Origin of the sequence: Amycolatopsis sp. cmx-11-12 (genome assembly GCF_046269425.1) — a bacterium.
Taxonomy (GTDB): Bacteria; Actinomycetota; Actinomycetes; order Mycobacteriales; family Pseudonocardiaceae; genus Amycolatopsis.
Genome location: NZ_JADNQM010000023.1, coordinates 49,046 through 72,627 on the forward strand (window position 1 = coordinate 49,046; position 23,582 = coordinate 72,627).

The window sequence follows — 23,582 nt, forward strand, 5'->3', positions numbered from 1 at the left end:
CTTTCGAGAAGTTCAGGAGGTGAGGAAGGTCTTGAGTTCGTGGACGAGCTTGGTGATGTGGCCGGAGATCACCGGGGTGCCGAGGTCCTTGAAGCGCTCGCGGAACCACGGGTTCACGCTGCCCCGGCCGGCACTGGTGACCGAGCCGACCGGGATGAACTTCGCCCCGGATCGGTGGATCGCGGCCATGCTTTCGAAGAGCTGCTCGACGCGGGTCTCGTAGAAGTCGGAGATCCACACCACCACGGTGTTGGCGGGTTCGGCGATCTTCGGCTGGGTGAGCGCCATCGCGACCATGCCGTCGTTGCCGCCGCCGAGGTTGGTGCGCAGCAGGGTTTCGAAGGGATCGTGCACCCACGGCGTGAGGTCGAGTGCCTGGGTGTCGTAGGCGATCAGATGAACGTCCACTTTGGGCAGTCCGGCGAAGATCGAGGCCAGCACGGCGCAGTTGACCATCGAGTCGACCATGGAACCGGACTGGTCGACGACCGCGATGAGCCGCTGCGGCGTGGTCTTCTTCGCGGTCTGCTTGTAGTAGAGGCGATCGACGTAGAGCCGTTCCTCTTCCGGACTCCAGTTGGTGAGGTTCTTCCAGATGGTGCGATCGAGGTCGAGGTTGCGGAACACGCGCTTGGGCGGGACCGAGCGGTCCACCTTGCCCGTCGAGGCCTTCTCGACCTGGGTCCGCAGGACTTCCGCGATCTCGTCGACGTAGCGGCGGATTAGCGACTTGGCGTTGGCCAACGCCACTCCGGACAGGTTGTCCTTGTCCCGCAGCAACTGTTCGATGAGCGACATGCTCGGGCTCAGCTTCGCCGCGAGCGCCGGATCGGCGAGGACCTCACGCAGATGCATCCGCTTGACGAGGTCCGCCTCGATGGCGCCGAGTTCCGGGCCGATCGCCGGGAGCAGCGTGCTCAAGTCGGGCGCCCCGCCCCCGCCGGTGCCGCCGAGCCCGGTCGGTGCTCCGCCGGGACGACCGCCGCGCAGTTCACCCGGACGGCACCCCAGCGAGCGCTCGAGCCAGCCCGCGTCGGCCTGCCAGGAGGACAGCTGCCCCGCCGTCACCGTATGGGGTGCGGCGGCGAAGACGTTGAGGAGCACCTTCGACACCAGCGCCGCGCGCCGTACTTCCGCGGCCTTGTCCCGGCTGTCCTCCGCTTCGGGAACCATCAGCCCATCGAACTCGGCGGCCAGCTCAGGATGACGCTGGACGATCGAGCCGACGGCGACGTTCGGGTCCAGCAACGCGGACGGCAGGCCGATGTCCTCGACCACGGCCACACTCGCCGATTCGAGCGCGGCCTGCTCGTCGTTGTCGAAGAGCCGGGCGAGCAGCCGCCAGTACAGGACCTGGCGGCGGTTGTCCTCGGGTTCGGTCATTTCCGCAACAGCCTTCCGGCACGCTCGCGCAGCACGGCCGCGGCGTCGGTGGCCGCCTTCTCGGCTTTCACCCCGACCTTGTCCGTGGTGCCCCCGGCCCACGCCCCGGCATGCACGCCGGTGGTCTTCTTGCGCACGGTGGTCTCCACGGCGAGCGGCTGGAGCCGGAAACCGCCGTCCCATCGGAGCAGGCCGACACACGCACTGGAACTCGCGACCGCCTTCGGGGTCAGCGGACCGGCGGCAGGGATGCGATCCGTCTCGACAGCGAGGTGGTTCCCGGCAAAGGTGAACGTGAGCGCGTCTTCGTCGCCTTCAGTGCTGTAGCCCTCCAGGAAGACGGGGACGGCGATACGCGCCGGATGGCGGTCCAGGGGCGCGACCGGCGGTGTGATGGCCTTCGGCAGGACGACACGCGCGGTGGCGAAAGCGTCCGCGGGCTCGCCAAGACGGGCGAGCTCGTCCTGCCAGAGAAGGTCGCCTTCCGCGGTCACCGGCATGTCGACGAGGTCCATCGAGCGCCCCTCGCCGACCGCCGCGAGCAGGGACAGATGCGGGCGCAGCAGTTGCCAGATCCCGGCCCCGATGATCGTGTCCGGCTTCGGCACGGTCACGCTCGCGCGCACGAGACGTGGCGAGGTGCCGTCGTCCGGTTCGAACACCGCGTGGACCTGCGCCTGCGCGGCCGTCGCATGTTCCAGCAGGTCGACCCCGAGCGGCAGCAGGCGGCCGGTAAGAGTGCCGATCGCGGGCGTCGCCACCACGCCGGGCACGGTCAGCAGCATCCCGCGCGACCACAGGTCACCCCAGCGCCGGACGGGGACGCGCTCCAGCGCCGCACCAGGACAGGACGCCGCGAGCTCGGCCGCGAAGCCGTCGAGAAGGACCGCCAGCCGGCGCAGACCCGGTTCCGCGAGCAGCGCGGAGATCACCGGCGCCGAGGCCGAAATCAGGTCGTGGTCGATACCCTGCCATCCGGCACGGGCCAGATCGGACAGCCACGAACGAGCGGCGGCCAGCAGATTCGGCGATTCCGTCTCGGCGGCTCTTTGGACGGCTTCCTCTCCATACGACCGACCAGTGGCCTCGCCGGCCCGGGCGACAAGGGCGTCGTGCACCGAGCCGAACACCGCGATCCTCACTGCGGCAAGGGAAACGAAGTGTTCCTCCCCCGCCGCCCCGGCCGCGGTCTTCTCCGCGGCCTCGGCGACCCGCGCCGCCAGCGGCGACCCCGCGACAGCGTCAGTCAGCTCGGTCAAACCGGTGATCTGCTGGGGACGAAGCAGTCCCGAGACAAGTACTTGGTCGAAGGCGTCGACGGCCGCCAACGCCTCGTCGAGCCCGGCGATGGGGTCGGTGAGCAGGTCGGTGCGCATCACGCCACCGTCCTGGTCGGCGGGAACCACTGCAGTTCCGGCACCGGAGCGGTCGACGGCTCGAACTCCAGGTATGCCAGGTGCCGCAGGAATTGGCTGAACACGGACGCCGCGGCGGTGTTGTCCCCTTGCGACGGCCGGGTCGCGCTCATGGTCTGCGAAATGGCCTGGCCCGTCAGTTCGTCAGGCTCAACGCGCAAATAGCGCGCGACACGCTCGGCGCCGTACTGAAGGACGGATTCGTTGAGCAAGGCGAGGATGTGGTTACAGAACATGCCCCGCGCCCCGCCGCAGGGCCGGTTGTTGTTGGTACTACAGGCGAACTCATACGTGCTCGCCGCGACCGACGAGACGTACACCCGCCCGATGTCCGATCCGCTGGACACCACGCCCTGCACCCGTCCGTCGGCCAGTTCGACGAACGGGACCTTCGCGAGCTTGCGCGGGCGGGCAGGTGGCAACACCCGGGCCGTACTCGCTCTTTCCCAGTCTGACAACGCATCTTCTCCTTGCGAGGGTGCCTCGGTGGGGACTGGGAAGAACCTAGCGGGAGGCACCGACAGTTCTGATCACATTCGATGTTTTGCGAGCTGAACGGCCAGATCGGCGAGGCCGTCGGCATAGAAGTCGAACCGGTCGGTCGCCGATGGAGGGTCCCCGGCGGGCCTGGCGACGTAAGCGGTCCGGAGACCGACGCTCTGCGCTCCCCTCAGGTCCCACGCGTGGGCGGCGACCATCAGCAGCCGCTCCGGCGGTGCGCCGGACACCTTGACGGCCAGTTCGTAGACGGCCGGATCCGGCTTGTAGCTCTGCACCTCCTCGGCCGAGAGCGCCTGATGCCAGCGGAGGCCCGCGTGGGCGTTCATCCGGAGCAGGGTCGTCCGGCTGGCGTTGGAGAGGCCGATGAGCGGGTACTGATCGGCAAGCCTCGTTAGTCCTTCGACCGTGTCAGGCCAGGGCGGCATCCTTCGGCCCGCTGTCGCGAGCGCGTCTGTTAGGGCTGCTTCGCGGTCGAGGACGTCACTCGCGACGTACGGCCTCTCCCCTGCGACGATGCGCTGCTGCTCGGTTGCGACGTGGCCCAGCCATCGGTCGACCAACTCATCCGCGTCGGCGTCCGGTGCGGCTTGCCGGACCGCCGCACGAATCCCAGCGGGCTCGTCGACGAGCGTGCCGAGTATGTCGAACACCAACGCGTCGATCTCCACGAGCAACCTCCAGGTAAGGGTTAAAGTAGCGTTTAGCCATGAACGTACGAGAGGTTGGTAAGGGATGCAAGTAGTGTTGGACGATTACGTCTGGGCGGCGGGCGTCGCTACTGAGCTGGTCAACACCGCGCCGGAGGTCTGGCACGGCGAAGACCACCTACCCGATCTCGCGTCTCTCGCCGCCTTCGCCGACCTTCACTCTCTGCCCGAGCCCGCCCGGCCCGGTGATCTGCGGGCCGTCCATCGGCTGCGCGCCACGGTGCGGAACTTGATCGATCACCCGGACCAGAAGCACGTCATCCCCGACGCATCCGCTCTCACCTCGCAGGCCGCTCAAGTCACCCTGACCGACAGCGCACGGTGGGCCGTTTCGCTTCGCCCTCGCGCGACAGTCACGGATGCACTGTCCCTGATCTGCGGCGTCGGCATCCTCGGCGTCGTCCAGACTCTCGGCACGGAACGGTTCCGCGCGTGTGCAGCACCTACCTGTCAAGGCGCGTTCATCGACACCACGCGGCCTGGGCGGAGGCGATACTGCATGCCGGGGTTATGCGGGAACCGCGTCAACGTGGCCAACCACCGGGCACGCATCAAGCGTCACGACGCTTGAGGCGACCACTCCGGCGGTCAGCGCGACAGGGCGAAGTACGAGCTCATCGTCAGCACCGCACCGATCGACGAAAGAACGTATGCGTCGTTCGTCCCTGTCAGCTGGGGCGGCAGATTCGACGGCATGAACGAGGCGACGTGTTCTCCGGGCGGTGACGGGAGAAAGTGCGCGCAAATCGGGATCGCCAGCAGGACGGCACCGAGGGTGACCAGGATTCCCGTCGTCGAGCGAAGGAGCAGGCCGAGGCCCAGTGCGATAAGAGCGGCGACGACAACGGCGACGCCGGTCGCCACCACGGACGGGATGGCGTCACCCACCGACTTCCACGGATTGAAGGGCCGCGGCCGGTCACCGAGGATGCGATGACACTCGAGGGCACCCATGCAGAGCAGCCTATGGACGGGAACGTGTCGTCACGCGAACCCGTCGACACGTGTCGCGGCCGCAGACCACCCGAATGCGACCTTTACTGTCTATCTGACAGTAAGTATGGTCAGGGGCATGCCAGATGACGATTGGACTCCCCCGCCGGTGCTGTTGGCCGTCGACCTGGTGATCTTCACCCTGCGGGAATCGGTACTCCACGTGCTGCTCATCGAACGGGGAATCGAGCCTTTTCGGGGTGCTTGGGCACTGCCAGGCGGATTCTTGGAAAACGACCGCGAAGACGTGCTCGCCGCAGCCCATCGCGAGCTACGAGAAGAGGCGAATCTCGATGCGTCGCACCTGCATTTGGAACAACTGGGCGCCTATGGAACACCGGAGCGGGATCCTCGCGGACGTGTGATTTCAGTGGCGTACCTGGCCATTGCTCCCGGTCTCCCGGAACCGCTGGCAGGCACTGACGCCGCCCACGCGGCATGGACGCCGGTGCCGGACATCCTGAGTGGGCGAGTTCGGCTGGCGTTCGACCACGGCGAGATCCTCGCTGACGGACTGGAACGAGCCGGGTCGAAACTCGAACACTCGGCACTCGCAACGGCTTTTTGCCAGGAGACCTTCACCATCCACGAACTGCAGCAGGTCTACGAAGCCGTATGGGGATACCCGCTCGACCTGCGGAACTTCTACCGAAAAGTCCAGGCCGTCACTGGCTTCATTGTGCCTGCCGGCGCCGAACGCCGTGTCGGCAAAGGACGTCCCGCCCGACTCTTCAAAGCCGGCGATCGCGCGACACTTCACCCACCGCTGGCACGACCCAGTACGACGACAATACGAGAGGGGACCACATGACCGACGACCTGGTGGTGATGCTGACCGCCTTGAATCCTGAGTACGAGGCGGTTCGGAACCGGTTGGAAGACCTGCGACCGGACCGGCACGAACGCGGTACCCATTTCGAAGTCGGCACCGTTCGCGGTACATCGTGCCGCGTCGCGCTAGGCCTTACCGGTAAAGGAAACCACTCTGCCGCAGTACTGGCCGAACGCGCCATCTCCCACTTCTCCCCGACTGCACTGATGTTCGTCGGTGTCGCCGGCGCCCTGTGGGGCACCCCACTCGGCGACGTCGTCTTCGCGACCCACGTCTACGCATACCACGGCGGCACAAGCCAGGACGACGGCCTCAAGGCACGCCCCAGGACGTGGGAAACCTCGCACGAGGTGGCCCAGATCGCACAGCACGTCGGGCGTGCCGGCACGTGGAAACGGGACGTCCCTGACGGCACGAACGCCCATTTCGGTCTGATCGCCGCCGGTGAGATCGTTCACAACTCGACCATCTCCACCGAGGCACGATGGATTCGTGACCACTTCAACGACGCACTCGCGATCGAGATGGAGGCCGCAGGCGTCGCGCAGGCCGGACACCTCAGCGGCACCCAGGTCGCGATCGTGCGCGGCATCAGTGACCAGGCTGACGGAACGAAGAACTCCACGGCGGACCAGAACTGGCAGCCACGGGCCGCCGCGAACGCCGCTGCGTTCGCGACCCACCTCGCCACCGAACTGACCAGAGAAGGAGAACGCCTCACTATGCGCAACTCGAACGCCTCAAGCGGGCAACGCACCGTCCATATCACTGGGTCCGGCACGATCGGGATGCAGGCCGGAAGCATCACCGGGAGCACAGTGGTGCAGAACGTATCCTCTCACCCTGAGAATGCTCCCGACTTCGCGACCGAGTTGTCGCGCCTGCGCCGCGATCTCGATTGGGAGCACTCACAAGGACAGCTCGACGACGACACTTACGAAGACGCCCGGAGTCAGCTCGACATCGCCGACAAGGCGCTCGCGTCCGACACTCCAGAGGGCAAGAAGACTTTCATGCTGGCGCTCAAGCGGCTCGGCGGGCTGATCGCCGACCTTGCCGGGCCCGCAGCGAAGATCGCCGCGCTCGTAGCCGCGGCGAAGGGATTGCTGTGATCCCACCAGAACACTCCACGTTCACAGCTGAAACCGGCTCGACGGTCGGCATGCAAGCCGGCGAAATCCACGACTCGAACGTCTACCTGATGCAACCCGACGCTTCGCCCGAGGAGAAGTACAAGATCGGTATCGCATATCTGCGGGACGGCGTCCCGACTCGCGCTCGCGAACTCATCGACGAAGCACGCGCCCACGGATACGACAACGTCGAAGTCCGCTTCCACTGGGTACTAGCGATGCTCAGCAAGCGGTCCTATCGTGACCTCAGCACGGACGAACGTGAGCGTCTGGCATCCGAAACACAGCGAATTACAGATGCTTCAGTCAGCGAGTGGGCGCAGTCGCTCACGGCATTACACGCTCTGCTCGAATACCTAGGAGACACCGAGAAGAACCCTGAACGGGCACTCACGCAACTGTCGAACCTGCCGACACCACGACGTGAGCAAATCACCCACCACTTGGATCTGGTGCTCACCGGCAGCATGCGAGACCTCTTCTGGGCAGACATCCTCCGGCAGGCTGAAGAAACACGCACAAGCTTCGACCGATCGAATCGCGTTTGGGCCTACTTTGAGCCGTACCCGAGCGGGCCTCGGACCCGACAACCGAGGCCCGCCTCGACCACGAGACGCGATCGCGTCATCACCGGGTTCGCCACCGTAGCGGTGGCCATCGGCGCAGGCCACCTGGCGAAAGTGGTCATCTTGACCGGTCGACCGCTGCCGATGCTGACATATCTACTCGCGATGGCCGTAGTGTGCCTTGCGATCCGAAGCGGGTTCCAGTGGCGCTACCTTCGTGGGCGCCTCGCCGAACACGACCTGCGATACGCGGGACGGAGCGGGAACACGGAATCCATGGACAAAGGCTTCGCCGCCAGCGTGACCAGGCAATTCGAGTACTACTTCGATCGATACCCGCCCAAGGACATGGACCCTGTCACCTGGACGAGAACAACCGCGGGTATCCGGTCGTGGCTCCGTAACGAGATCGTCGATCTGTACCGGGAAAGCCGGATCCCCGCCGGCAAGGTCAAGTGGATCGTCCGCTTCCTCGCGCGGGATGTGCGCGATAAGTGGCATGACGGGAAGCTGTACGAATACCGCGACCGATTTCGGGTTCCCGCGCTCACGAAGGTGGTCTGCATACTGTCCACAATGGCCTTCCTCGGCCTCGCCTCAAACGCCATCGCGACGACACTCGAGAGTGATGTCCTGGCCACTGCAGCCTCGACACTTGTCATGCTCATTGGGGCGTTCCACGCGCTCCGCGGCTGGTCGAACCTCATCCACGAACGTCGCCGTGCCACCGAAGATCAGCTCGACTACGAGCGAGTACAGAAGGCGCGCCAGGACGAGTTCCAGCGCTGGAAAGACAAACTGGACGCGACCAGACCATCGGAAACCGAAATGGAAAATTGGCTGTCCGCCGACAAGACAATCGGCGTGGCACGTGCCCTGAACCACTACCGCCTTGCCTGGCGTGACGTTCTCACCCACGCACTCCTGCAAACGCCGGGCAAGGACAGCAAACACGCACGAGTCCGCGGTGGCCCGCGGCGGTACGCGAAGTACGACATCAGACTTTTTCTGATCACCCTCGACGGGGTGCGCGAGCTAGGAACCACGATCAACTTCGAGCGCATTACTCTTACCGACATCGAACGCAACAACTTCCGCTTCGACGCCGTCTCCTCGGTCTACGTGGCAACACCGACCGACCTCAGCTGCGACCTTGAGCTCACCCTCATGAACGGAGAGCCCCGTAGCATCCATGTCATCGACCCCACCGGCGACCAGTCCGCCCCCGACGAGAACCCCAAAAAAGTGGCACAGATGAACCTCGACGTCACCGGGTTCACCCACACCCTCCACATCCTTGAAGGCATCGCCGCGGAAGGGAAACGGTGGATCGAACGTGACCCATACCTCGCCAAGCCCATCAAGGGCCTCATGGACGAGCTCAACCGCCCGGAACCTGCCGAGCACTGAACGGCACCGAACACATCCCCACCATGGACAACGAAGATCACCTCCCCGACAGCCAGCGCGACAATAGACGCAGGGACCAGACCCGCGTCCTTACCGGACGACTCGGAGACATCCGAGAGCTGCTGGCCACCGCCGACACTGGAGGGGAGGCGGAGGCGCATAGGCAGGTCCGGCCGCACGCTCCCTAGCGCCCGGAAACGACGAGTGCGGATCGAGACCGGTCTCGATCCGCACAGTTGGCTTACGGGGAATTGTTTGAAGCGCGGTGTGAAGCCAGCTGGGCTACTTCGTCACTACCTGCAGCTGAACCGGAGTCACACTACGCACCAAAGCTGACCGCGCAAGATTCGAGGTGTAAGCTGCGTCCTCGCCGCACGGCTCCCGTTGCCGATCTGACCCATCTGGAAGCAATCGGGACCTTGGCGCCGCCAGACAGTGATGAGTACGGGTCGATTTCCTGTGTATCCGTGTCCGAGGGGGACTTGAACCCCGACTCACCAAAGCACGTCAAGTACGGCCACCAAATGGCCTTGGCCATCACACCCTGAGCCAAACGCAACGCGGAGCCCTCCCCAGCAAACGCCGAGAAGGGCTCCGCTGTAACCCAAGCGTCAGACCCCGGCCACCTGCTGAATCCAGGGCCGGTACCGCGTGATGTTCGTGTACGCCGTGGTCGTCTGCCGGTCACTGGTCGACGCGACGCCGACCTGGCGGCCGGAAGCGAACATCGGGCCACCCGAGTCCCCACCGGCGGTGATGCCGTCGCCGCGGCGCGCGCACACCGCGATGCCACCGTTGTAGTCACGGCAGGAGACCGACGTGACCGAGACGTTGGCGACCTTCAGGTAGCGCGACTGGCAGTTGATCTCCGAGCCGCACTGGCTGGTCGCGCCCCAGCCGTAGACCTGCACGGTCTGCCCGACGGAGACGTTGGCGGTGGTGCCCAGCGGCGAGTACGTCGCGGTCACCGGCGCGGTGAGGCGCACGATCGCGAGGTCCGCGCTCGCGTGCCGGGTCACGGTCGAGCCGGTGGCCATGGTGCCGCCGCTCTGCTGGTCGAGGCTGCCGATCCGGAAGGTGAACGTGCCGCTGCTGGCCACGCAGTGTTTCGCGGTCAGGATGTACTGCGGCGCGATGATCGTCGAGGTACAGGTCTGACGGCCATTGGCGAAGAGTCTGGCCGCCCAAGGGCCGCTCGACGCGTTTTGGCCGCCGATGATCATCGGCTGGACATCGGAGGACGGTTCCGCGGCGGACGCCACGGGGGCGGTCACGCCGAGCAACGCCGCAAAGGCGGTGCCGGCGATCAGGGCGAAGGAGCGCAGTCGCATGGTTCCGGCTCATTTCTGCGGCCCGGGGTTCAGCCGCGCGATAGGGACGGGTGTGCTGATTCTGGGACGCGGCAAGAGAAATCGGACACCGACGAAAGTCGTGCAGTAGGTACCTATCTCTTCGCGGCGGCGACCGCTAAGGGGCCCTCTAGGTATCGGAACAGGCCGGCGGTTGGGCTGCCCGGCGTCCGTCCACTGGGGACAGATGGCGGCATAATGCCAGGGGCATAACCTGTCGGCGGGGCCTCCGGTGGGCCACAATCGGGATCATGACCGCAGCACAGTGGACCCCGACCTACGGCGACCCCTTCGAGCCGGTGCCCTACCGCCCCGCTCGCCTGTCCGAGGAAGAATCGCTGGCCACCGCCGCCGATCTGCGCCGCCGCATGGACACCCGCCGCACCGTGCGGATGTTCTCGACCGACCCGGTACCCGAGCAGGTGCTGGTGGACGCCATCGCGGTGGCCGCCACCGCGCCCAGCGGCGCGCATCAGCAGCCTTGGACCTTCGCCCTCATCAAGGACCCCGCGACCAAACAGCGCATCCGCGAGGCCGCCGAAGAGGAGGAACGTGTCTCCTACGAGGGCAGGCTCGGCGAGGAGTGGCTGTCCGCGTTGCGCCCGCTGGGCACCGACGCCGTCAAGACCCACCTCACCGATGCCCCGTACCTCATCGTGGTCTTCCAGCAGCGCTACTTCCTCGACGAAGACGGCACCAAGCACAAGCATTACTACGTCGACGAGTCGGTCGGCATCGCTGTCGGAATGCTGCTCACGGCGTTGCATCTGTCCGGGCTGGCCGCGTTGACGCATACGCCGTCGCCGATGCGGTTCCTCGGCGAACTACTGGAGCGGCCGCAGAACGAGAAGGCGTTCGCCGTCATCCCGGTCGGGTATCCGGCGGACGACTGTGTGGTGCCGAACCTTGTGCGCAAGTCGATCGACCAGGTGCTGATCCGCCGCTGAGCGGACGCGTGACCCGGGTGCGTGCACGCACCCGGGTTGCGCGAAACATCCGATTCCACACAGCCATACTGCGCATTAGTGCAGTTTAATGCTCACTTTGACGCATCTCTTGACATATCTGGTGGCGGTTGGACACAGTCTGGGCACCGAAGGCGACACGAAGGAGTGTTCTTCATGGCCGACCTGCCCTCTGTTTCCCGGCGGACCCTGTTCGGTGGCGCGCTCGCCGCCGGGGCGCTTGCCGCGATCCCGGTGAGCGCCGACGCCGCAGAGACCACCGGAGCGGAAAGTTCACCTCGCCGCCCTGGTCAGCGCAGCATGATCGGGGTGCCGTTCGAGCGGCACCAGACCGTCCGGATCGGGCTCATCGGTCTCGGCAACCGCGGTATGTCCATGATCGGCGGGTGGAGCGCCGTACCGGGCGCCGTGGTCACCGCGGTCTGCGACATCCGTGCCGAGCGCGCGAAGGCCGCCGCGGACAAACTCGCCGCCGACGGACGACCGCGTCCTGCCGAGTACGGCGGATCCGCCGACGCCTACAAGAAGATGCTCTCCCGCACCGACATCGACCTCGTCTACATCGCGACGCCGTGGGAGTTCCACTACCCGCAAGGCAAGGCCGCGCTGCTTTCCGGCAAGCACGTCGGGGTCGAACTGCCCATCGCCACCGAGCTCGACCAGCTGTGGGACCTCGTCAACACCAGCGAGCAGACCCGCAAGCACCTGTTCCTCGCCGAGAACTGCAGCTACGGCCGCAACGAGCTGGCCATCCTCAAGATGGCGCACGAAGGTGTCTTCGGCGAGGTCACCAACGGGCACGGCGGCTACCTGCACGACCTGCGCGAACTGCTGTTCTCCGACACGTATTACACCGACGCGTGGCGCCGCAAGTGGCACACCCGCAGCACCGCGAGTTTCTACCCGATGCACGGTCTCGCCCCGATCGCCGCCTGCATGGACGTCAACCGCGGCGACCGGTTCGCCACACTGCGCGCCACGGCGACCGAGCCGAAGGGGCTCGCCGACTACCGGAAACGGCACATGCCGCCGGGTCACCCGTCGTGGAAAGAGACCTACATCAACGGCGACCTGGTGAGCTGCCTGATCGAGACCGAGCAGGGCCGGATCATCCGCGCCGAGCACGACGTCAGCTCGCCCCGTCCGTACAGCCGCATCAACAGCCTCGCCGGCAGCCGCGGCATCGTGGAGGACTACCCCGCTCGCATCTACGTGGAGCCCGACCACAGCGGTCACGCGTGGAAGGACTTCGGACCGTACCGCGAGCGCCACGACCACTGGCTGTGGAAGAAACTCAAGGACGACCCGAACCTCGGCGGTCACGGCGGCATGGACTACGTGCTGCAGTGGCGGATCGTGCAGCAGATGCGCGCCGGACTGGTGCCGGACATCGACGTCTACGACTCCGCGGTCTGGTGCTCCCCCGTGCCGCTGAGCGTGGTCTCGCTGGCCCGCGGCGGTAAGCCGGTCGAGGTGCCGGACTTCACGCGCGGCGGCTGGTCGAAGCCACGGGCGGGGCTGGACTCTCAGCCTTCGGACATGCCTAAGTAGCCGAGTAGCGAGGGATGACGCGGTAGACCAGGAGATCCTTCGGGGTGCCCTTGGCGCGGAAGTTTCGGCGCGGACGCACGATGACGGCGTCCGCGTCGAGTTCTTCCACGACACTTCCGCTGGCCAGCACCTCGTCGCCGTCCGCGGCCGCCATGATCCGGGCGGCGATGTTCACGTCGACGCCGAGGTAGTCGTTGCCGACCCGCTGCGGGTTCCCGCGATGCAGCCCCGCGCGCAGGTGCGGCAGGTAGCCCTCGGCCTTGATCACGCTCACGGCTGAGCACGTCTCGTAGGCGGCGTTCACCGCCTCACCCGGGTCCGCGAACACGGCCATGACGCCGTCGCCCAGCCCTTTGACGACACTCCCCCGGTGCCCGGTGACGATGGACTCGGTGACGTCGGCGACGGCGCGGAGCAGTTCGAGGACACGGTCGTCACCCGCGTGCAGCGCCCAGGTCGAGAAGCCGACGAGGTCGGTGAACAGCACGGTGATGCCGTTCGCGGCCAACGGCCGGTCACTGGATCGCCGGACGGCCTGCCAGGCCTGGACCGCGGCCAGCCCCAGCTCACGCGTGGCGCTGGGCCGGTCCGCGCCTGCCTCCGTGAGCAGGCGGGCGAGCCGGTCGGACGAACGACCCGTCGACGGCGCCAGCGGGTCGCCGGGCGCGTCGTCCCCCGGGACGAGCTTGCGGAGGAACCGCGCGCCGCGCACCAGTTCGCCACGCTGATCCGTCGCCCGCAGGAACTTGCGGGTCCGGAGGTGCCATGGCTCGGGTCTGTCGGTCACGATCAAGACACTAGCCGGTCACCCGGCGATCGGAGCACCTGTCACCGGGGTGACAAGAATCGCCGCCACATTTCCCCTTTTCGCTTTCGCGTGACAATTCACGATCAAACCATTCCGCATACACGTGACAAGATCGGCGCGTAAAGAAAACGCGAGCGATCTTTCCCTTTCCTCGTTGGTGACTTTCCACCTACATTCGGCGCCGAGCCCATTCAACGACGAAAGGACCAGACATGACGGAAACCCTCGTGCGAAAGGGTGTTCGCCGGTTCTGCGCGGCCGGGATCGCCGCGGTGGTCGCCGGAACCGTAATGCTCACCGCGGCGGGAACCGCGGCCGCCGTCGAAAAGAATCTCACGTACAAGGGTGGCTTCCCCATCATCGGCGACCAGCAGGTGGCGGTGGTCGTGAAGGCCGAAATCCCGGCGGCGGCGAAGGCCGGAGAGCCGATTTCGGTGCCGTTCACCCTCGACGTCGACGCCGGCCAGGCCGCAGGCGACGGGCTCCGGCTGGTCGGCGCCAAGAAGCTCTCCGGCACGATCAGCTCGAAGGTGAACATCGCGCTCGGCGAGCAGAAGGTGGCGATCCCCATCGAGCTGCCGATCCCGGACACCGAGGTGCCTGCCGAAGGGTCGCTGAAGTTCACCGCGACGGGCAAGGTCGACTTCACCATCCCGGCGGGCACCCCTGCCGGTGAGGCGACCAGCAGCGTGGACCCCGCGGCGACCTCGCACATCGTCACCGACAGCTCGCTCGGCGAGTTCGACGTCCAGCTCGCCCTCGACCCGCCCAACCAGGACGCCACCCTCGGCAAGACGACGATCAGCTGAACACTCGTTTTCCCCCGGCTCGCCGAGCCGGGGGAAAACGCGTCTTGACCTCCAGCGCACTGGAGGTTGCACGCTGTCGATCATGTGGATTTGCGACAGGTGCGGTATCGAACATCCCGCCACCCCCGAACCGCCCCGGTGCGTTCTCGACCGCGGCGAGGTCGGCATCGAAGAAGCCGGTGACCTCGGCGCGCACACCGGACGCTGGTGGACACACGAAGAACTGATCTCCGCGCCGCACAAGACCTTGCACCGTGATCACGGCCGCGGCTTGCACAGCATCAAACGAGAGCCGCATTTCGCCATCGGGCATTGGTCGTTCATCGCGGTGACCCCCGCGGGCACCCTGCTCTGGGACCCGCCGTCCTGGTTGGACGACGAGGTGCTCGACGTCGTGCGCGGCTTCGGCGACGTCGCCGCCATCGCCACCAGCCATCCGCACATGTTCGGCGCCCAGCTCGGCTGGAGCCGCGCACTCGGCGGGGTCCCGGTGCTGGTCAACGAACGCAACCGCGAGTGGCTGCCCGCACCAGACCCGGCGTTCGAGTTCTGGGACGAGCACGCCGAACCCTTGCCGGGCCTCGAACTCGTCCGACTCGGCGGGCATATGCGCGGCAGCGCCGTCGCCCGCACACCGGACGGCAGCATCCTGGCCGGGGACACGATCACCGGCGGGCTCGCGCCGAACTGGGTGTCGTTCCAGCGGAACTTCCCCAAGCACATCCCGATGTCCGCCGCCGTGGTGCGCCGGATCGTCGACCGGCTCGACGACTTCCCCTACGACCGGCTCTACACCCTCGGCGGCGACACCATCGATCGTGACGCCCGCGCCGTCGTGCGCCGAAGCGCCGAAACCCACATCCGGTGGGTGAACGGCGACTTCGACCACCTCACTTGATCGCGTTCTTCTCCTTGTTGCGGAAGGACAACGCGATGAAGCCCGCCATCGCCATGAAGAACGCGACGGCCCACATCCCGGCACGGAAGCTGCCGGTCAAACCCTGTAGCCAGCCAGTGAGATAGGGGCCGACGAAGCCCGACAGGTTGCCGAACGAGTTGATCAGGCCGATTCCGGCGGCGGCGCCGACGCCGGTGAGGAAGGCGTTGGGAAGCTGCCAGAACACCGGGATCGCGGTGAACACGCCGATCGCACAGAGCGTCACCGCGATCATCACCAGCAGTGGTGAACCCAGGTACAGCGCGACGGCGATCGAGACCGCGCCGACGAACGCGGCGATGGCGACATGCCCCGCCCGTTCGCCGGTGCGGTCCGAATGACGTGCCCAGAGCACCATGGCCACGGCGGCCACGGCGTAGGGAATCGCCGTGATGAGCCCGATCTCCACGACGCTGTACGTGGTCTGGAACTGCTGCTGGAAGCCCTTGACCACCTGAGGGAGGAAGAACGCGAGCACGTAGAGGCCGAAGATGATTCCGAAGTAGACGGCGCTCAGCGCGAGCACGCGCGGATCGGTCAGCGCCGATCGCGTGCTCACCTCCTTGCCGACCTCGCGGGTGTCCTCCGCGTCGATGGCCGACTGCAACGACGTGCGCTGCACCGGAGTCAGCCATTTCGCGTCCTTCGGCCGGTTCGGCAGCAGGAAGAACACGGCCACGCCGAGCAGGATCGAAGGCACACCTTCGGCGAAGAACATGAAGCGCCAGCCCGCGTCGAAGCCGAGGACGCCTTCGCCGTTCTGGATGAGCAGGGCGGAAACCGGGCTGCCGATGACCGACGAGAGCGGCACCGCGAGGAAGAACAGTGCGACGATCTTGGCTCGTTGCATACGCGGGAACCAATAGGTCAGGTACAGGATGATGCCGGGGAAGAACCCGGCCTCGGCGATACCGAGCAGCACCCGGACGATGTAGAAGCTGACCTCGCCCTGGATGAACGCGGTGGCCGAGGCGACGATGCCCCAGGTGACCATGATCCGCGCGATCCAGACCCGGGCGCCGACCTTGTGCAGGATGACGTTGCTGGGCACCTCGAAGAAGAAATACCCGACGAAGAACAGGCCGGCGCCGAGCCCGTAGGCGGCCGAACTGATGCCGAGGTCGGCGTTCATGGTGAGCGCCGCGAACCCGACGTTGACCCGGTCGAGATAGTTGAGCAGATAGAGCAGCCCGAGGAACGGGACCAGCCGGATCATCGCTTTGCGGACCGCTTGAGAGGTGGACACCTCTGCCGTCTGTTCGTCCATCCGCGGGAGTGTAGAGGGCGGTCAGAACAGCGGGGGCAGGAAGGCACCGAGGTTCCCGCCCGCGGCCCTGTCCGCCGGGTCCGAATCGACCTGGACCGAGTCGGGGTTGCGCGGGTCGTAGGTGACCTTCACCGTCGAACCGCGGGACGGAGCCTGCAACGGCGACGTGATCATCGTCGTGGCCACCGTCCGCTCCCCGGTTTCCGTGGGGAACCGGACCTGCACGGTGAACCTCGGATTCCCCATCACCCAGACGTTCGTGAACTCGACGCCGATCACGTGCCCGGTCACCTGCCGGCCGGTCTGTGCCAGCGCCTGCGCGCGGTCGTCCGCCTCCGCCCTGGTGACGAACGCCCGTCCCAGCACCATGATCATGACCAGCGCCGTCACCCCGGCCACCCCCGGTACGAGATACGGTTCGTAGTAGACGATCCAGTCGACGTCGGTCCACGGCTCGGCCGCGCCGCCGCTGGACGGCAGCCGCTGCCCCACCGACTCGGGCGGCGTCCACGACGGGATCGCGAAACCGCTTCCCAGTGCCACACCGAGGGACGCGGCCAGGCTGCTCGCGCGGAATCCGACGCCCATCCCCCGCAGCGACATCCCGCCGCCCCACAGCATCGCGAACCCGAGCGAAGACGCCACCGTGATCGAAACGCTGAAGAACAGGACGAGCGAGACCGCCGGGCCCGTGTCGGCCCCCCACGCGTCGACGCGGTTCAGTGACATCAGCCGGAAGCCGTCCAGCAGCCCGAGGGCACCCGACCAGCCCACGACCGCCCAGGCGAGCGTCGTGGGCACGCCGAGCAGCCACAGGCGCAGGCCGGGACGGCGGGCCTGCCGGGGGTCTTCCGGCAGGCCGAACTCGAAGGACCCGAACATCGCTACTCCCTAACCGATCGGGCCGAAGACGGCGACCTTCGCCGGGTCGGCGGGGTCGACGCGGGCTTCGTGCCGGGTACCGGGCGCGTACTGCTGGATCGTCGCCAGCGGCGTGATCAGCTGGGCCACCGTCTGATAGGTGGTGCCGTCGGCGCGGGTGACCTCGAGTGTCGCGGTGTACTGCGCCTGTCCGGCGATCTTCCGGCCGGTCGGCTCCAGGCCGCGGATCACCAGGGTGGCCGGCTCGCAGGTGTCGTAGAGCCGCCGCAGTTCGGTGCCGTACGCCTGGAGTTCCTGCTGCTGGCGCAGCTGCTCCTCCATCGGCAGCGCCAGGAACGCGGCCATGTCCGGGTCGGCGTTCATGTTCCGGAACGCCTGCGCGGCCAGCTGCGGCGTCGGCAGCTGCGGGGTGATGTCGTGCCCCTGCGCGGCGGCGGCCTGCCGGAACTGCTCGGCGTGCCGCTGGAAGTCCTGCGCGCCCCGCGCCATGCCCTGCTGCGTCGCGTCGTTGATCTTGTCGCGGATCTTCTTGAACATCGGGTCCCGCCTTTCGCTGTGTCGTTCTCGATGAACACAGCTTCGGCGGGGCCGACTGCTACCGAACCCAGGTTTTCCCGTCGTCGGTCGCGTCGAGGCAGGTCAGGGGCGCCCAGAAGACCGGCGACGAGGCCGGTTCGGGGTTCTCGCGCCAGCGCGCGAGCTTCGACCGCTGCCAGGCGTTCAGCTCGGAGACCGGGTCCTCACCGGCGAGCGCGGTGTCGACGGCGATGACCAGTTCGGCCATCGGATCCGCGCCGGGCACGGCGGCCGACGTCGGCAGCGCCCAGACGGTCGCGGCGACCAGTCCCGCTCCGGCCGCGACGGCGGCGAGCAGCACACCGAACGGTTCCGCCAGGCCGAAGTCGCTCGCGCTGGCGCAGCCGATCAAGGCCACCCGCGCGGGCATGGTGTCCACTTCGGACAGTGCCAGATCGGCGGCGGTGTACGGCCGGTGCGATCCGATCGGCTCGGCCGTGCCGGGGAGATCGGCCGAACAGGACAGATGCAGCGCGGTCTGCGCGCCGTACTCGTCACGGACGCGGCTGACGTGGCCCACGAACACCAGTCGCGAACACGGCTCGGACAACAAGGACGCGAGCAGACGCCGGTCGGTGTCGGTGCGGCGGACCAGATCGAGCCCGCGAGAGGCGGCGGGAAGGACCGGGCCTCCGGCCAGTCGCGCGTCCAGATGCCGGATCAGGGGTGACGTCGCGTCCTGCTTGCCGAGCACGGATCCCAGGTCGCCGAACGCGCTTTGCCCGGGGATCCGCGGATCGAGCAGGTAGACGGGCGGGCCGTCGGCGGCGGGCGGACGACGCGGGATCCCGGCCGGGGCGAGCAGCGAGACGTCGGCGATGTCGAGAACGCGCTCGTCGCTGTCGAAGCAGGTGCCGATCTCACCGATGTCGAGCACGTGATCGGCACGCCGGTCGGGCAGGGCCAGCAGTCCCCACGGGACCCCGGCGAGGCTCGGCGATGGCTGGACACGCAGGAGCGGGCGGTTTCCTCCGGCGGCGGCACGCCGGAGCCGTTCGACCAGATCGGCGGGCAGGAGATTGAGGGACAGAACGCGGGCCAGGCGTTGTTCGCCGGCGAAGCTGCCGAAGGTGTCTTCGCTCAGCGAGCGCCGGACGGCGTCGGCGACGCTCTCGCCTTCGTACGGGGTCGGCGAGGCGGCGTCCAGGTACTGGCGAGCCGTTCCGACCAAGGCGAAGTCGAGGGGATGGGTGTGGACGGTGTCGAGATCCTCGGTGGTCCGCCAGGTGAGGAAGGTGTGCCCGGCGTCGGCGAACCGCAGGAGGAAGGTCTCACGTCCGGGCTGGGCGGCAGGCCAGGTCTCGACGGTTTCGGTGGCCAGCCGCGTCAGGCGATACCGCTCGGTGGCGAGGCGGTGCCACCGATCCAGCTCCATCGGCGAGGACGGCGACCAGCGCAGGGCAGGTGGCGGGGCGAGCCTGAGTGGAAGCGACGACGTGACGGAACCCAGCGCCGCCAAGGGAAGCCGATCATCCTCAGTGGACGGGAGCACTTCGAGGGTGGGCAGTGTCCCGGTCAGGTCGAGCGACGGCCCCTCGACTCCCGTGTACGCGCCGACCGCGCAGGTGCGCTCGATCAGTTCGGCCGCCAGCCTCGGTTCGTTCAGCTGGGCCAGCAACGCCAGTGCCAGCCCCATCGTCGGAGCCGCGATGTCACGCGCCCAGGCCGTGCGTGACTGTGGCGAGCTGAACTCGAACCGGTACTCCGCCGCCGCGAGCGTCAGCGGGAGCACCAGATCCAGCAGCGCCCGCAGGTCTTCCCCGCGGGCGAACCCGATCGTGGCCGCCACGAAATCCGTGTGCAGGTAGTCCGACCAGTCGCCCGACGCCCGCGCCGATTCCCTGGCGCGGGTCGCGTATTCGTCCGCCGTCGCCCAGTCGCCTTCCGCCGCGGCACAGCGGGCCAACGCGGTGTCGACGAGGCGCAGGCCCGGAACGTCACCGTTGGCCGTCCGGATCGTTTTCGCGTGCTCGAACTGTTCCCTGGCCTGCGCGACGTCGCCCGTGTACAGCAGCAACGTGCCCAGCGCGTGGCTCGCCTCCGCGACGTCGCCGGTCAGGCCCGCCGCCGCGAGTTCGTCGCGGGCGGCGACGATCGCGGCGACCGCGCCGGGGAAGTCGCCCGCCAGCGCTCGGGCCTCCGCCAGCCCGATGTCGGCCTTCGCGGCCACCGGGGCGCCCGCGTGCTGAGCGCTCAGCCTCAGCAGGTCGGCCCGCGCGTCGGCGTCCTCGCCGCCCGCGTGGCGGATCCGGGCACGTTCGGCCCTGGCCATGGCCTGCTGCTGGATGGCCCGCTCGCGGACCTCGTCGATCTCCGCCATGGCCTCCAGCGCCGACAGGATCTCTTCGAGCGCGGCCCGCGCGCCCGCCAGGTCTCCGGCCGCGATCTGGACGCGCACGTCGAAGATCCGCAGTTCCATCTCGTCGGAACCGTGGACGTCGAGCAACTCGGGCGGATACTGTTCCGGCCCCGCTTCCTTGCGGAACGCCGCCCGGCGGCGCTGCCCGGCGATCAGCTCACGTGCCTTGGCGACGTCACCTTCCTCCGTGGCCAGGGAGATGAGCACGCGCTCGGCGACCTCCCGGGAGCCTTCGATCATCCGCACCTCGGCGTACTGTCCGAAGTGGACGATGGCGGCGGTGCTCACCTTGAAGACCTGGAGCACGGCCTCGGCGCATTGCCTCGCGTTGCGCAGGTCGCCCGCGGAGTAGCAGACGTGGGCCAGATCGCTGACCGCGGCGAGGTCGAGGTCGGTCCGGTCGAGTTTCTGCGCGATTTCCCGCATCCGCGCGTACTTCCGGTGCGCGCCGGCGACGTTCCGCACCGCGGCGAGTTGCTTGGCCCGGTCCTGGACCTTGGCTGCCTCCATGAGCAGCTTGCGGTACTTGTTCTCGGAGAGCGAGCACGCGGGCACTTCGCCGTACGGAGCCGGGTCGAGACCGAAATGCCTTGCGACACAACGGCAGTTGTAGCCGTGCGAGGTCGCCGGACTCAGTTCGGGTGGGAGCGGGCGGTCCGGCGGGGTCTGGGGCGGCGGCATGCCGACGAGCACGTCAGAACTCCTCTTCGGTGGAAGCGGCCGCCGCCCGTTCGGCGAGTGTCCGGTCTTCCGGCGGTCGGGCCCGCACGAGCGCGACCACTTCCGCCCGGTCTTCCGCCGTGGTCCCGGCGACGCCCTCGGCGGCCACGCCGACGACGAGCCCGATTCGTCCACTGTGGACGCTTGCCACGAGACGGGACGCGGCTTCGTCCAGGTCCGCCGCCCCGGTGAACCGCCCGGCGCCGAGTGCCAAGGGCACCTCCGCGAACGGCTCGCCGTCGAGGGTCGCGACCGCGGTGAGCGTCGCGTCGGCGAACGCCCCCGCGACGTCGACTTCGAGCCGGGTGGTGGCCGCGGCCGTGACGATCCGCCAGGTCACCGTCTCTTCGGCGGCGTCCAGGATCCCCGGCGGCACCCGTGCCCAGTCCACGCTCGCCCGTCCGCCCGCGAGCACGCCTTCGCCGGGTGCGACGGGATCGGTGCCCGCTGCCAGCGCGTACGCACGTTGGCCCGGTACCGCGGTTTCCAGGCGTGCCAGCACTTCCGCCGCGGCTTCGGCGCGCACGACGTCGTCCTGGTCGTCGAACCGGGCCGCGAGACGGGTGCACAGGTCTCGGACCTCGCCGGCGACCGATGGCGCGGCGGCCAGGAGGGCGCCGTCCGCGATCGCGGTGTCGAACAGCTCGGCCGGGGAAGCTTCGAAACTGTCGAGAAGACCTTCGGCGATGTCCTCGACCGCGGCCGTCGCGGCAGCCGTTTCGAGGTCGAGCAACGCCGGGTCGAGCGACGGCAACCCGAGCGACGGACTGGCGGGCCACCATCGACGCAGCCACAGCAGCAAAGCGAGCCTGCCCAGTTCCGGCCTGACGGGAAGGTCCGCCTGGCCCTTGGCCAGCACGGCGAGGCTGGTTTCCGTGCCCGCGAGCCGGGTCAGCCACGGTTCGGCGGCACCGGCGTCGGTGAGTTCGAGCCGCATCGAGGACGCCCGGCCGGCGAGCAGATCGGCGAGGGCGAACCGGAAGAGGCCGCCGTCCGCCGCGACGACGGGGGTGTGCACCGGATGCGTCACGACACGGCCTCCAGATCCGGCAGGCGGGCCACGAGCGCGCGGCGCACCTTCGTCCGCAGATCCAGCGAGGTCGACCGGACCACGCCGGTGACGAGGTCACGCACGTCGGCGGCGTCGGCGGGCAGGTCGCCGCGGACGTCGAACCCGTGCAGCCGGACCCACAGCCTACTGAGGAACTGCTTGGCGAACTCACGCAGATCGCGCAGAAGTTCGGCGTCGGGCCGCGGGGTGAGCGGCGTGGCACCGGCCAGGGCGCGGCGGGCGTGCAGCACGTAACCCTCCCGCGCGACCTGGGCGTTGAGCTGCCGCGCGAATTCGGGGACGCCCGCGGGCGCCGCGCCGTCGAGTGGACGCAACGCGGGCGCGAGGACGACACCGAGCGCGAAGCAGGCGGCCAAGGCGGGCAGGCCGAGCCCGAACCCGGCGGCGACACGGGCGAGTTCGTCGTCGACGAGTTCGGCGATGGGAGCCCTCTCGTCCGGCGGAAGACGGCGCAGGGTCGCGCGGACCCGGCGCTCGACACTGCGTTCGAGAAGTTCGGTGCCGGTTTCGTCGCGCCGGCTCAGCGGCGGGACAGCGGTGCGGTCGCCGCGTTGCAGGCCGAGGTCCGGTACGGGCAGCCCGGAGATCTCTTGGACGGCCTGGCGCAAGGCTCGCGCCCCACCCGGCCTTCGCAGCGCGAGTCCGAGGGCGTGCCCGGTGGCCGACTCGGCGAGGGCCCGCCAGGCGGTGTCGGAAAGACTCTCGACGAAGGCCTGGAGCGCGGTGATGTCCTGCGGTGCGGCGGATTCGGCGTGCCAGCGACGATGCAGTTCCGCGGTCAGATCGGCCGCCAGCCGGGGATCCGCGAGATACCCGGTGAGCTGATCGACGCCCGCCGCGCCGCCCTCACCGTGCAGATCGCGCAACGCCGCCGCGGCCGTCGCCGGTGCTTCCGGACCCGGCATGCCGAAACCTGTCGCCAGCTCGTACGCCAGCGGGAAGCACACGTCCTGGACGTTGCCCGCCGTGATGCGCAAAGCGCGGCGCTGCCGTTTCAGGTGGGTGAACCACGCGGCCGTCGCACACAGCCGGTCCGCGTCGGCCAAGAGCAGTTCCGTCAGCTCCGCCGCCGCACCCGGATCCAGCACCGGACGGCCGAGCCGAGGACGCGCCGCCGTACGGATCACCAGCGGGTCGATGATCTTCTTGATCGTCCGGGTCAGCGGGCCGCCGTCGGCCGACGACAGGACCTCCACCCCGGGGATGCGCTCCCACGCCTGCGCGAGAACGGCCGACCGCAGCCGGGACTCGCCCGATCCCGTCGTCATCGCCCTCCCCTCTCTGAGGCGCACTCTAACCGAGCAGACGACGCGGACGGCTTCTCCCGGTCCTTACCCTGGAAGGCCG

The 23,582-nt window shown here is 68.0% G+C and carries 21 protein-coding genes; 8 read left to right on the forward strand and 13 right to left on the reverse strand.

Annotated elements, in window-relative coordinates; genetic code table 11:
* Positions 1-12: 12 nt before the first annotated feature.
* The 4 genes from ACLARN_RS27805 to ACLARN_RS27820 all read right to left on the reverse strand — a co-directional run bounded on the left by ACLARN_RS27805 (position 13) and on the right by ACLARN_RS27820 (position 3,967).
* Positions 13-1,383, reverse strand: coding sequence for a VWA domain-containing protein (locus ACLARN_RS27805; RefSeq protein ID WP_409494412.1), 1,371 nt, complete (start codon positions 1,381-1,383; stop codon positions 13-15).
* A complete protein-coding gene (locus ACLARN_RS27810; RefSeq protein WP_409494413.1) occupies positions 1,380-2,759 on the reverse strand; it encodes a hypothetical protein in 1,380 nt (459 codons plus the stop codon). The genes ACLARN_RS27805 and ACLARN_RS27810 overlap by 4 nt, the downstream gene beginning before the upstream one ends.
* A complete protein-coding gene (locus ACLARN_RS27815) occupies positions 2,759-3,256 on the reverse strand; it encodes a hypothetical protein (RefSeq protein WP_409494414.1) in 498 nt (165 codons plus the stop codon). The genes ACLARN_RS27810 and ACLARN_RS27815 overlap by 1 nt, the downstream gene beginning before the upstream one ends.
* 72 nt (positions 3,257-3,328) lie before the next feature.
* Positions 3,329-3,967, reverse strand: a complete 639-nt coding sequence (locus tag ACLARN_RS27820; RefSeq protein WP_409494415.1) for a haloacid dehalogenase type II — start codon at positions 3,965-3,967, stop codon at positions 3,329-3,331.
* 64 nt (positions 3,968-4,031) lie between these two features.
* Between ACLARN_RS27820 and ACLARN_RS27825 the strand changes: the two genes are divergently transcribed.
* A complete protein-coding gene (locus ACLARN_RS27825; protein ID WP_409494416.1) occupies positions 4,032-4,577 on the forward strand; it encodes a CGNR zinc finger domain-containing protein in 546 nt (181 codons plus the stop codon).
* Between the two features lie 17 nt (positions 4,578-4,594).
* On the opposite strand, the gene ACLARN_RS27830 is transcribed toward ACLARN_RS27825, so the two are convergent.
* Positions 4,595-4,960 (reverse strand): hypothetical protein, encoded by a 366-nt coding sequence (locus ACLARN_RS27830; RefSeq protein WP_409494417.1) that lies wholly within the window; start codon positions 4,958-4,960, stop codon positions 4,595-4,597.
* A gap of 118 nt (positions 4,961-5,078) precedes the next feature.
* Here ACLARN_RS27830 and ACLARN_RS27835 point away from each other — a divergent pair, with 118 nt between their 5' ends.
* Genes ACLARN_RS27835 through ACLARN_RS27845 form a run of 3 tightly spaced genes read left to right on the forward strand, consistent with a single transcriptional unit; the run spans position 5,079 to position 8,940 of the window.
* A complete protein-coding gene (locus tag ACLARN_RS27835) occupies positions 5,079-5,810 on the forward strand; it encodes an NUDIX hydrolase (protein WP_409494494.1) in 732 nt (243 codons plus the stop codon).
* Positions 5,807-6,943, forward strand: a complete 1,137-nt coding sequence (locus ACLARN_RS27840; protein ID WP_409494418.1) for a purine phosphorylase — start codon at positions 5,807-5,809, stop codon at positions 6,941-6,943. Before ACLARN_RS27835 ends, ACLARN_RS27840 begins: the two co-directional genes overlap by 4 nt.
* Positions 6,940-8,940: a hypothetical protein gene (locus ACLARN_RS27845; RefSeq protein WP_409494419.1), complete on the forward strand. Its 2,001-nt coding sequence runs from the start codon at positions 6,940-6,942 to the stop codon at positions 8,938-8,940. Before ACLARN_RS27840 ends, ACLARN_RS27845 begins: the two co-directional genes overlap by 4 nt.
* Positions 8,941-9,551: 611 nt before the next feature.
* Here ACLARN_RS27845 and ACLARN_RS27850 read toward each other — a convergent pair.
* Complete coding sequence (locus tag ACLARN_RS27850) at positions 9,552-10,271, reverse strand: S1 family peptidase (protein WP_409494420.1); 720 nt, start codon at positions 10,269-10,271, stop codon at positions 9,552-9,554.
* 269 nt (positions 10,272-10,540) lie between these two features.
* Between ACLARN_RS27850 and ACLARN_RS27855 the strand changes: the two genes are divergently transcribed.
* Entirely contained in the window at positions 10,541-11,236 is a 696-nt protein-coding gene (locus tag ACLARN_RS27855; RefSeq protein WP_409494421.1) for a nitroreductase family protein, read from the forward strand.
* Between the two features lie 174 nt (positions 11,237-11,410).
* The gene (locus tag ACLARN_RS27860; RefSeq protein ID WP_409494422.1) at positions 11,411-12,805 is read left to right on the forward strand and encodes a Gfo/Idh/MocA family protein; all 1,395 of its coding nucleotides are present in this window, start codon (positions 11,411-11,413) and stop codon (positions 12,803-12,805) included.
* On the opposite strand, the gene ACLARN_RS27865 is transcribed toward ACLARN_RS27860, so the two are convergent.
* On the reverse strand, positions 12,798-13,598 hold the full coding sequence (locus tag ACLARN_RS27865; RefSeq protein ID WP_409494423.1) for an adenylate/guanylate cyclase domain-containing protein: 801 nt from the start codon (positions 13,596-13,598) through the stop codon (positions 12,798-12,800). The genes ACLARN_RS27860 and ACLARN_RS27865 overlap by 8 nt on opposite strands.
* A 227-nt stretch (positions 13,599-13,825) precedes the next feature.
* Here ACLARN_RS27865 and ACLARN_RS27870 point away from each other — a divergent pair, with 227 nt between their 5' ends.
* Positions 13,826-14,422 carry a DUF6801 domain-containing protein gene (locus ACLARN_RS27870; RefSeq protein WP_409494424.1) on the forward strand — a complete coding sequence of 199 codons (597 nt, stop codon included), beginning with the start codon at positions 13,826-13,828 and terminating at the stop codon, positions 14,420-14,422.
* An 82-nt stretch (positions 14,423-14,504) separates the two neighbouring features.
* Entirely contained in the window at positions 14,505-15,320 is an 816-nt protein-coding gene (locus ACLARN_RS27875) for a hydrolase (RefSeq protein ID WP_409494425.1), read from the forward strand.
* Here ACLARN_RS27875 and ACLARN_RS27880 read toward each other — a convergent pair.
* Genes ACLARN_RS27880 through ACLARN_RS27905 form a run of 6 tightly spaced genes read right to left on the reverse strand, consistent with a single transcriptional unit; the run spans position 15,313 to position 23,503 of the window.
* Positions 15,313-16,626: an MFS transporter gene (locus ACLARN_RS27880; protein WP_409494426.1), complete on the reverse strand. Its 1,314-nt coding sequence runs from the start codon at positions 16,624-16,626 to the stop codon at positions 15,313-15,315. The genes ACLARN_RS27875 and ACLARN_RS27880 overlap by 8 nt on opposite strands.
* A gap of 21 nt (positions 16,627-16,647) precedes the next feature.
* Positions 16,648-17,508 carry a DUF3592 domain-containing protein gene (locus tag ACLARN_RS27885; RefSeq protein WP_409494427.1) on the reverse strand — a complete coding sequence of 287 codons (861 nt, stop codon included), beginning with the start codon at positions 17,506-17,508 and terminating at the stop codon, positions 16,648-16,650.
* A gap of 9 nt (positions 17,509-17,517) precedes the next feature.
* The gene (locus ACLARN_RS27890; RefSeq protein ID WP_409494428.1) at positions 17,518-18,045 is read right to left on the reverse strand and encodes a hypothetical protein; all 528 of its coding nucleotides are present in this window, start codon (positions 18,043-18,045) and stop codon (positions 17,518-17,520) included.
* Between the two features lie 58 nt (positions 18,046-18,103).
* A complete protein-coding gene (locus ACLARN_RS27895) occupies positions 18,104-21,136 on the reverse strand; it encodes a hypothetical protein (RefSeq protein ID WP_409494429.1) in 3,033 nt (1,010 codons plus the stop codon).
* 1 nt (position 21,137) lies between these two features.
* Positions 21,138-22,193 carry a hypothetical protein gene (locus tag ACLARN_RS27900; RefSeq protein WP_409494430.1) on the reverse strand — a complete coding sequence of 352 codons (1,056 nt, stop codon included), beginning with the start codon at positions 22,191-22,193 and terminating at the stop codon, positions 21,138-21,140.
* Positions 22,190-23,503 carry a hypothetical protein gene (locus ACLARN_RS27905; protein ID WP_409494431.1) on the reverse strand — a complete coding sequence of 438 codons (1,314 nt, stop codon included), beginning with the start codon at positions 23,501-23,503 and terminating at the stop codon, positions 22,190-22,192. Before ACLARN_RS27905 ends, ACLARN_RS27900 begins: the two co-directional genes overlap by 4 nt.
* Between the last annotated feature and the right edge of the window lie 79 nt (positions 23,504-23,582).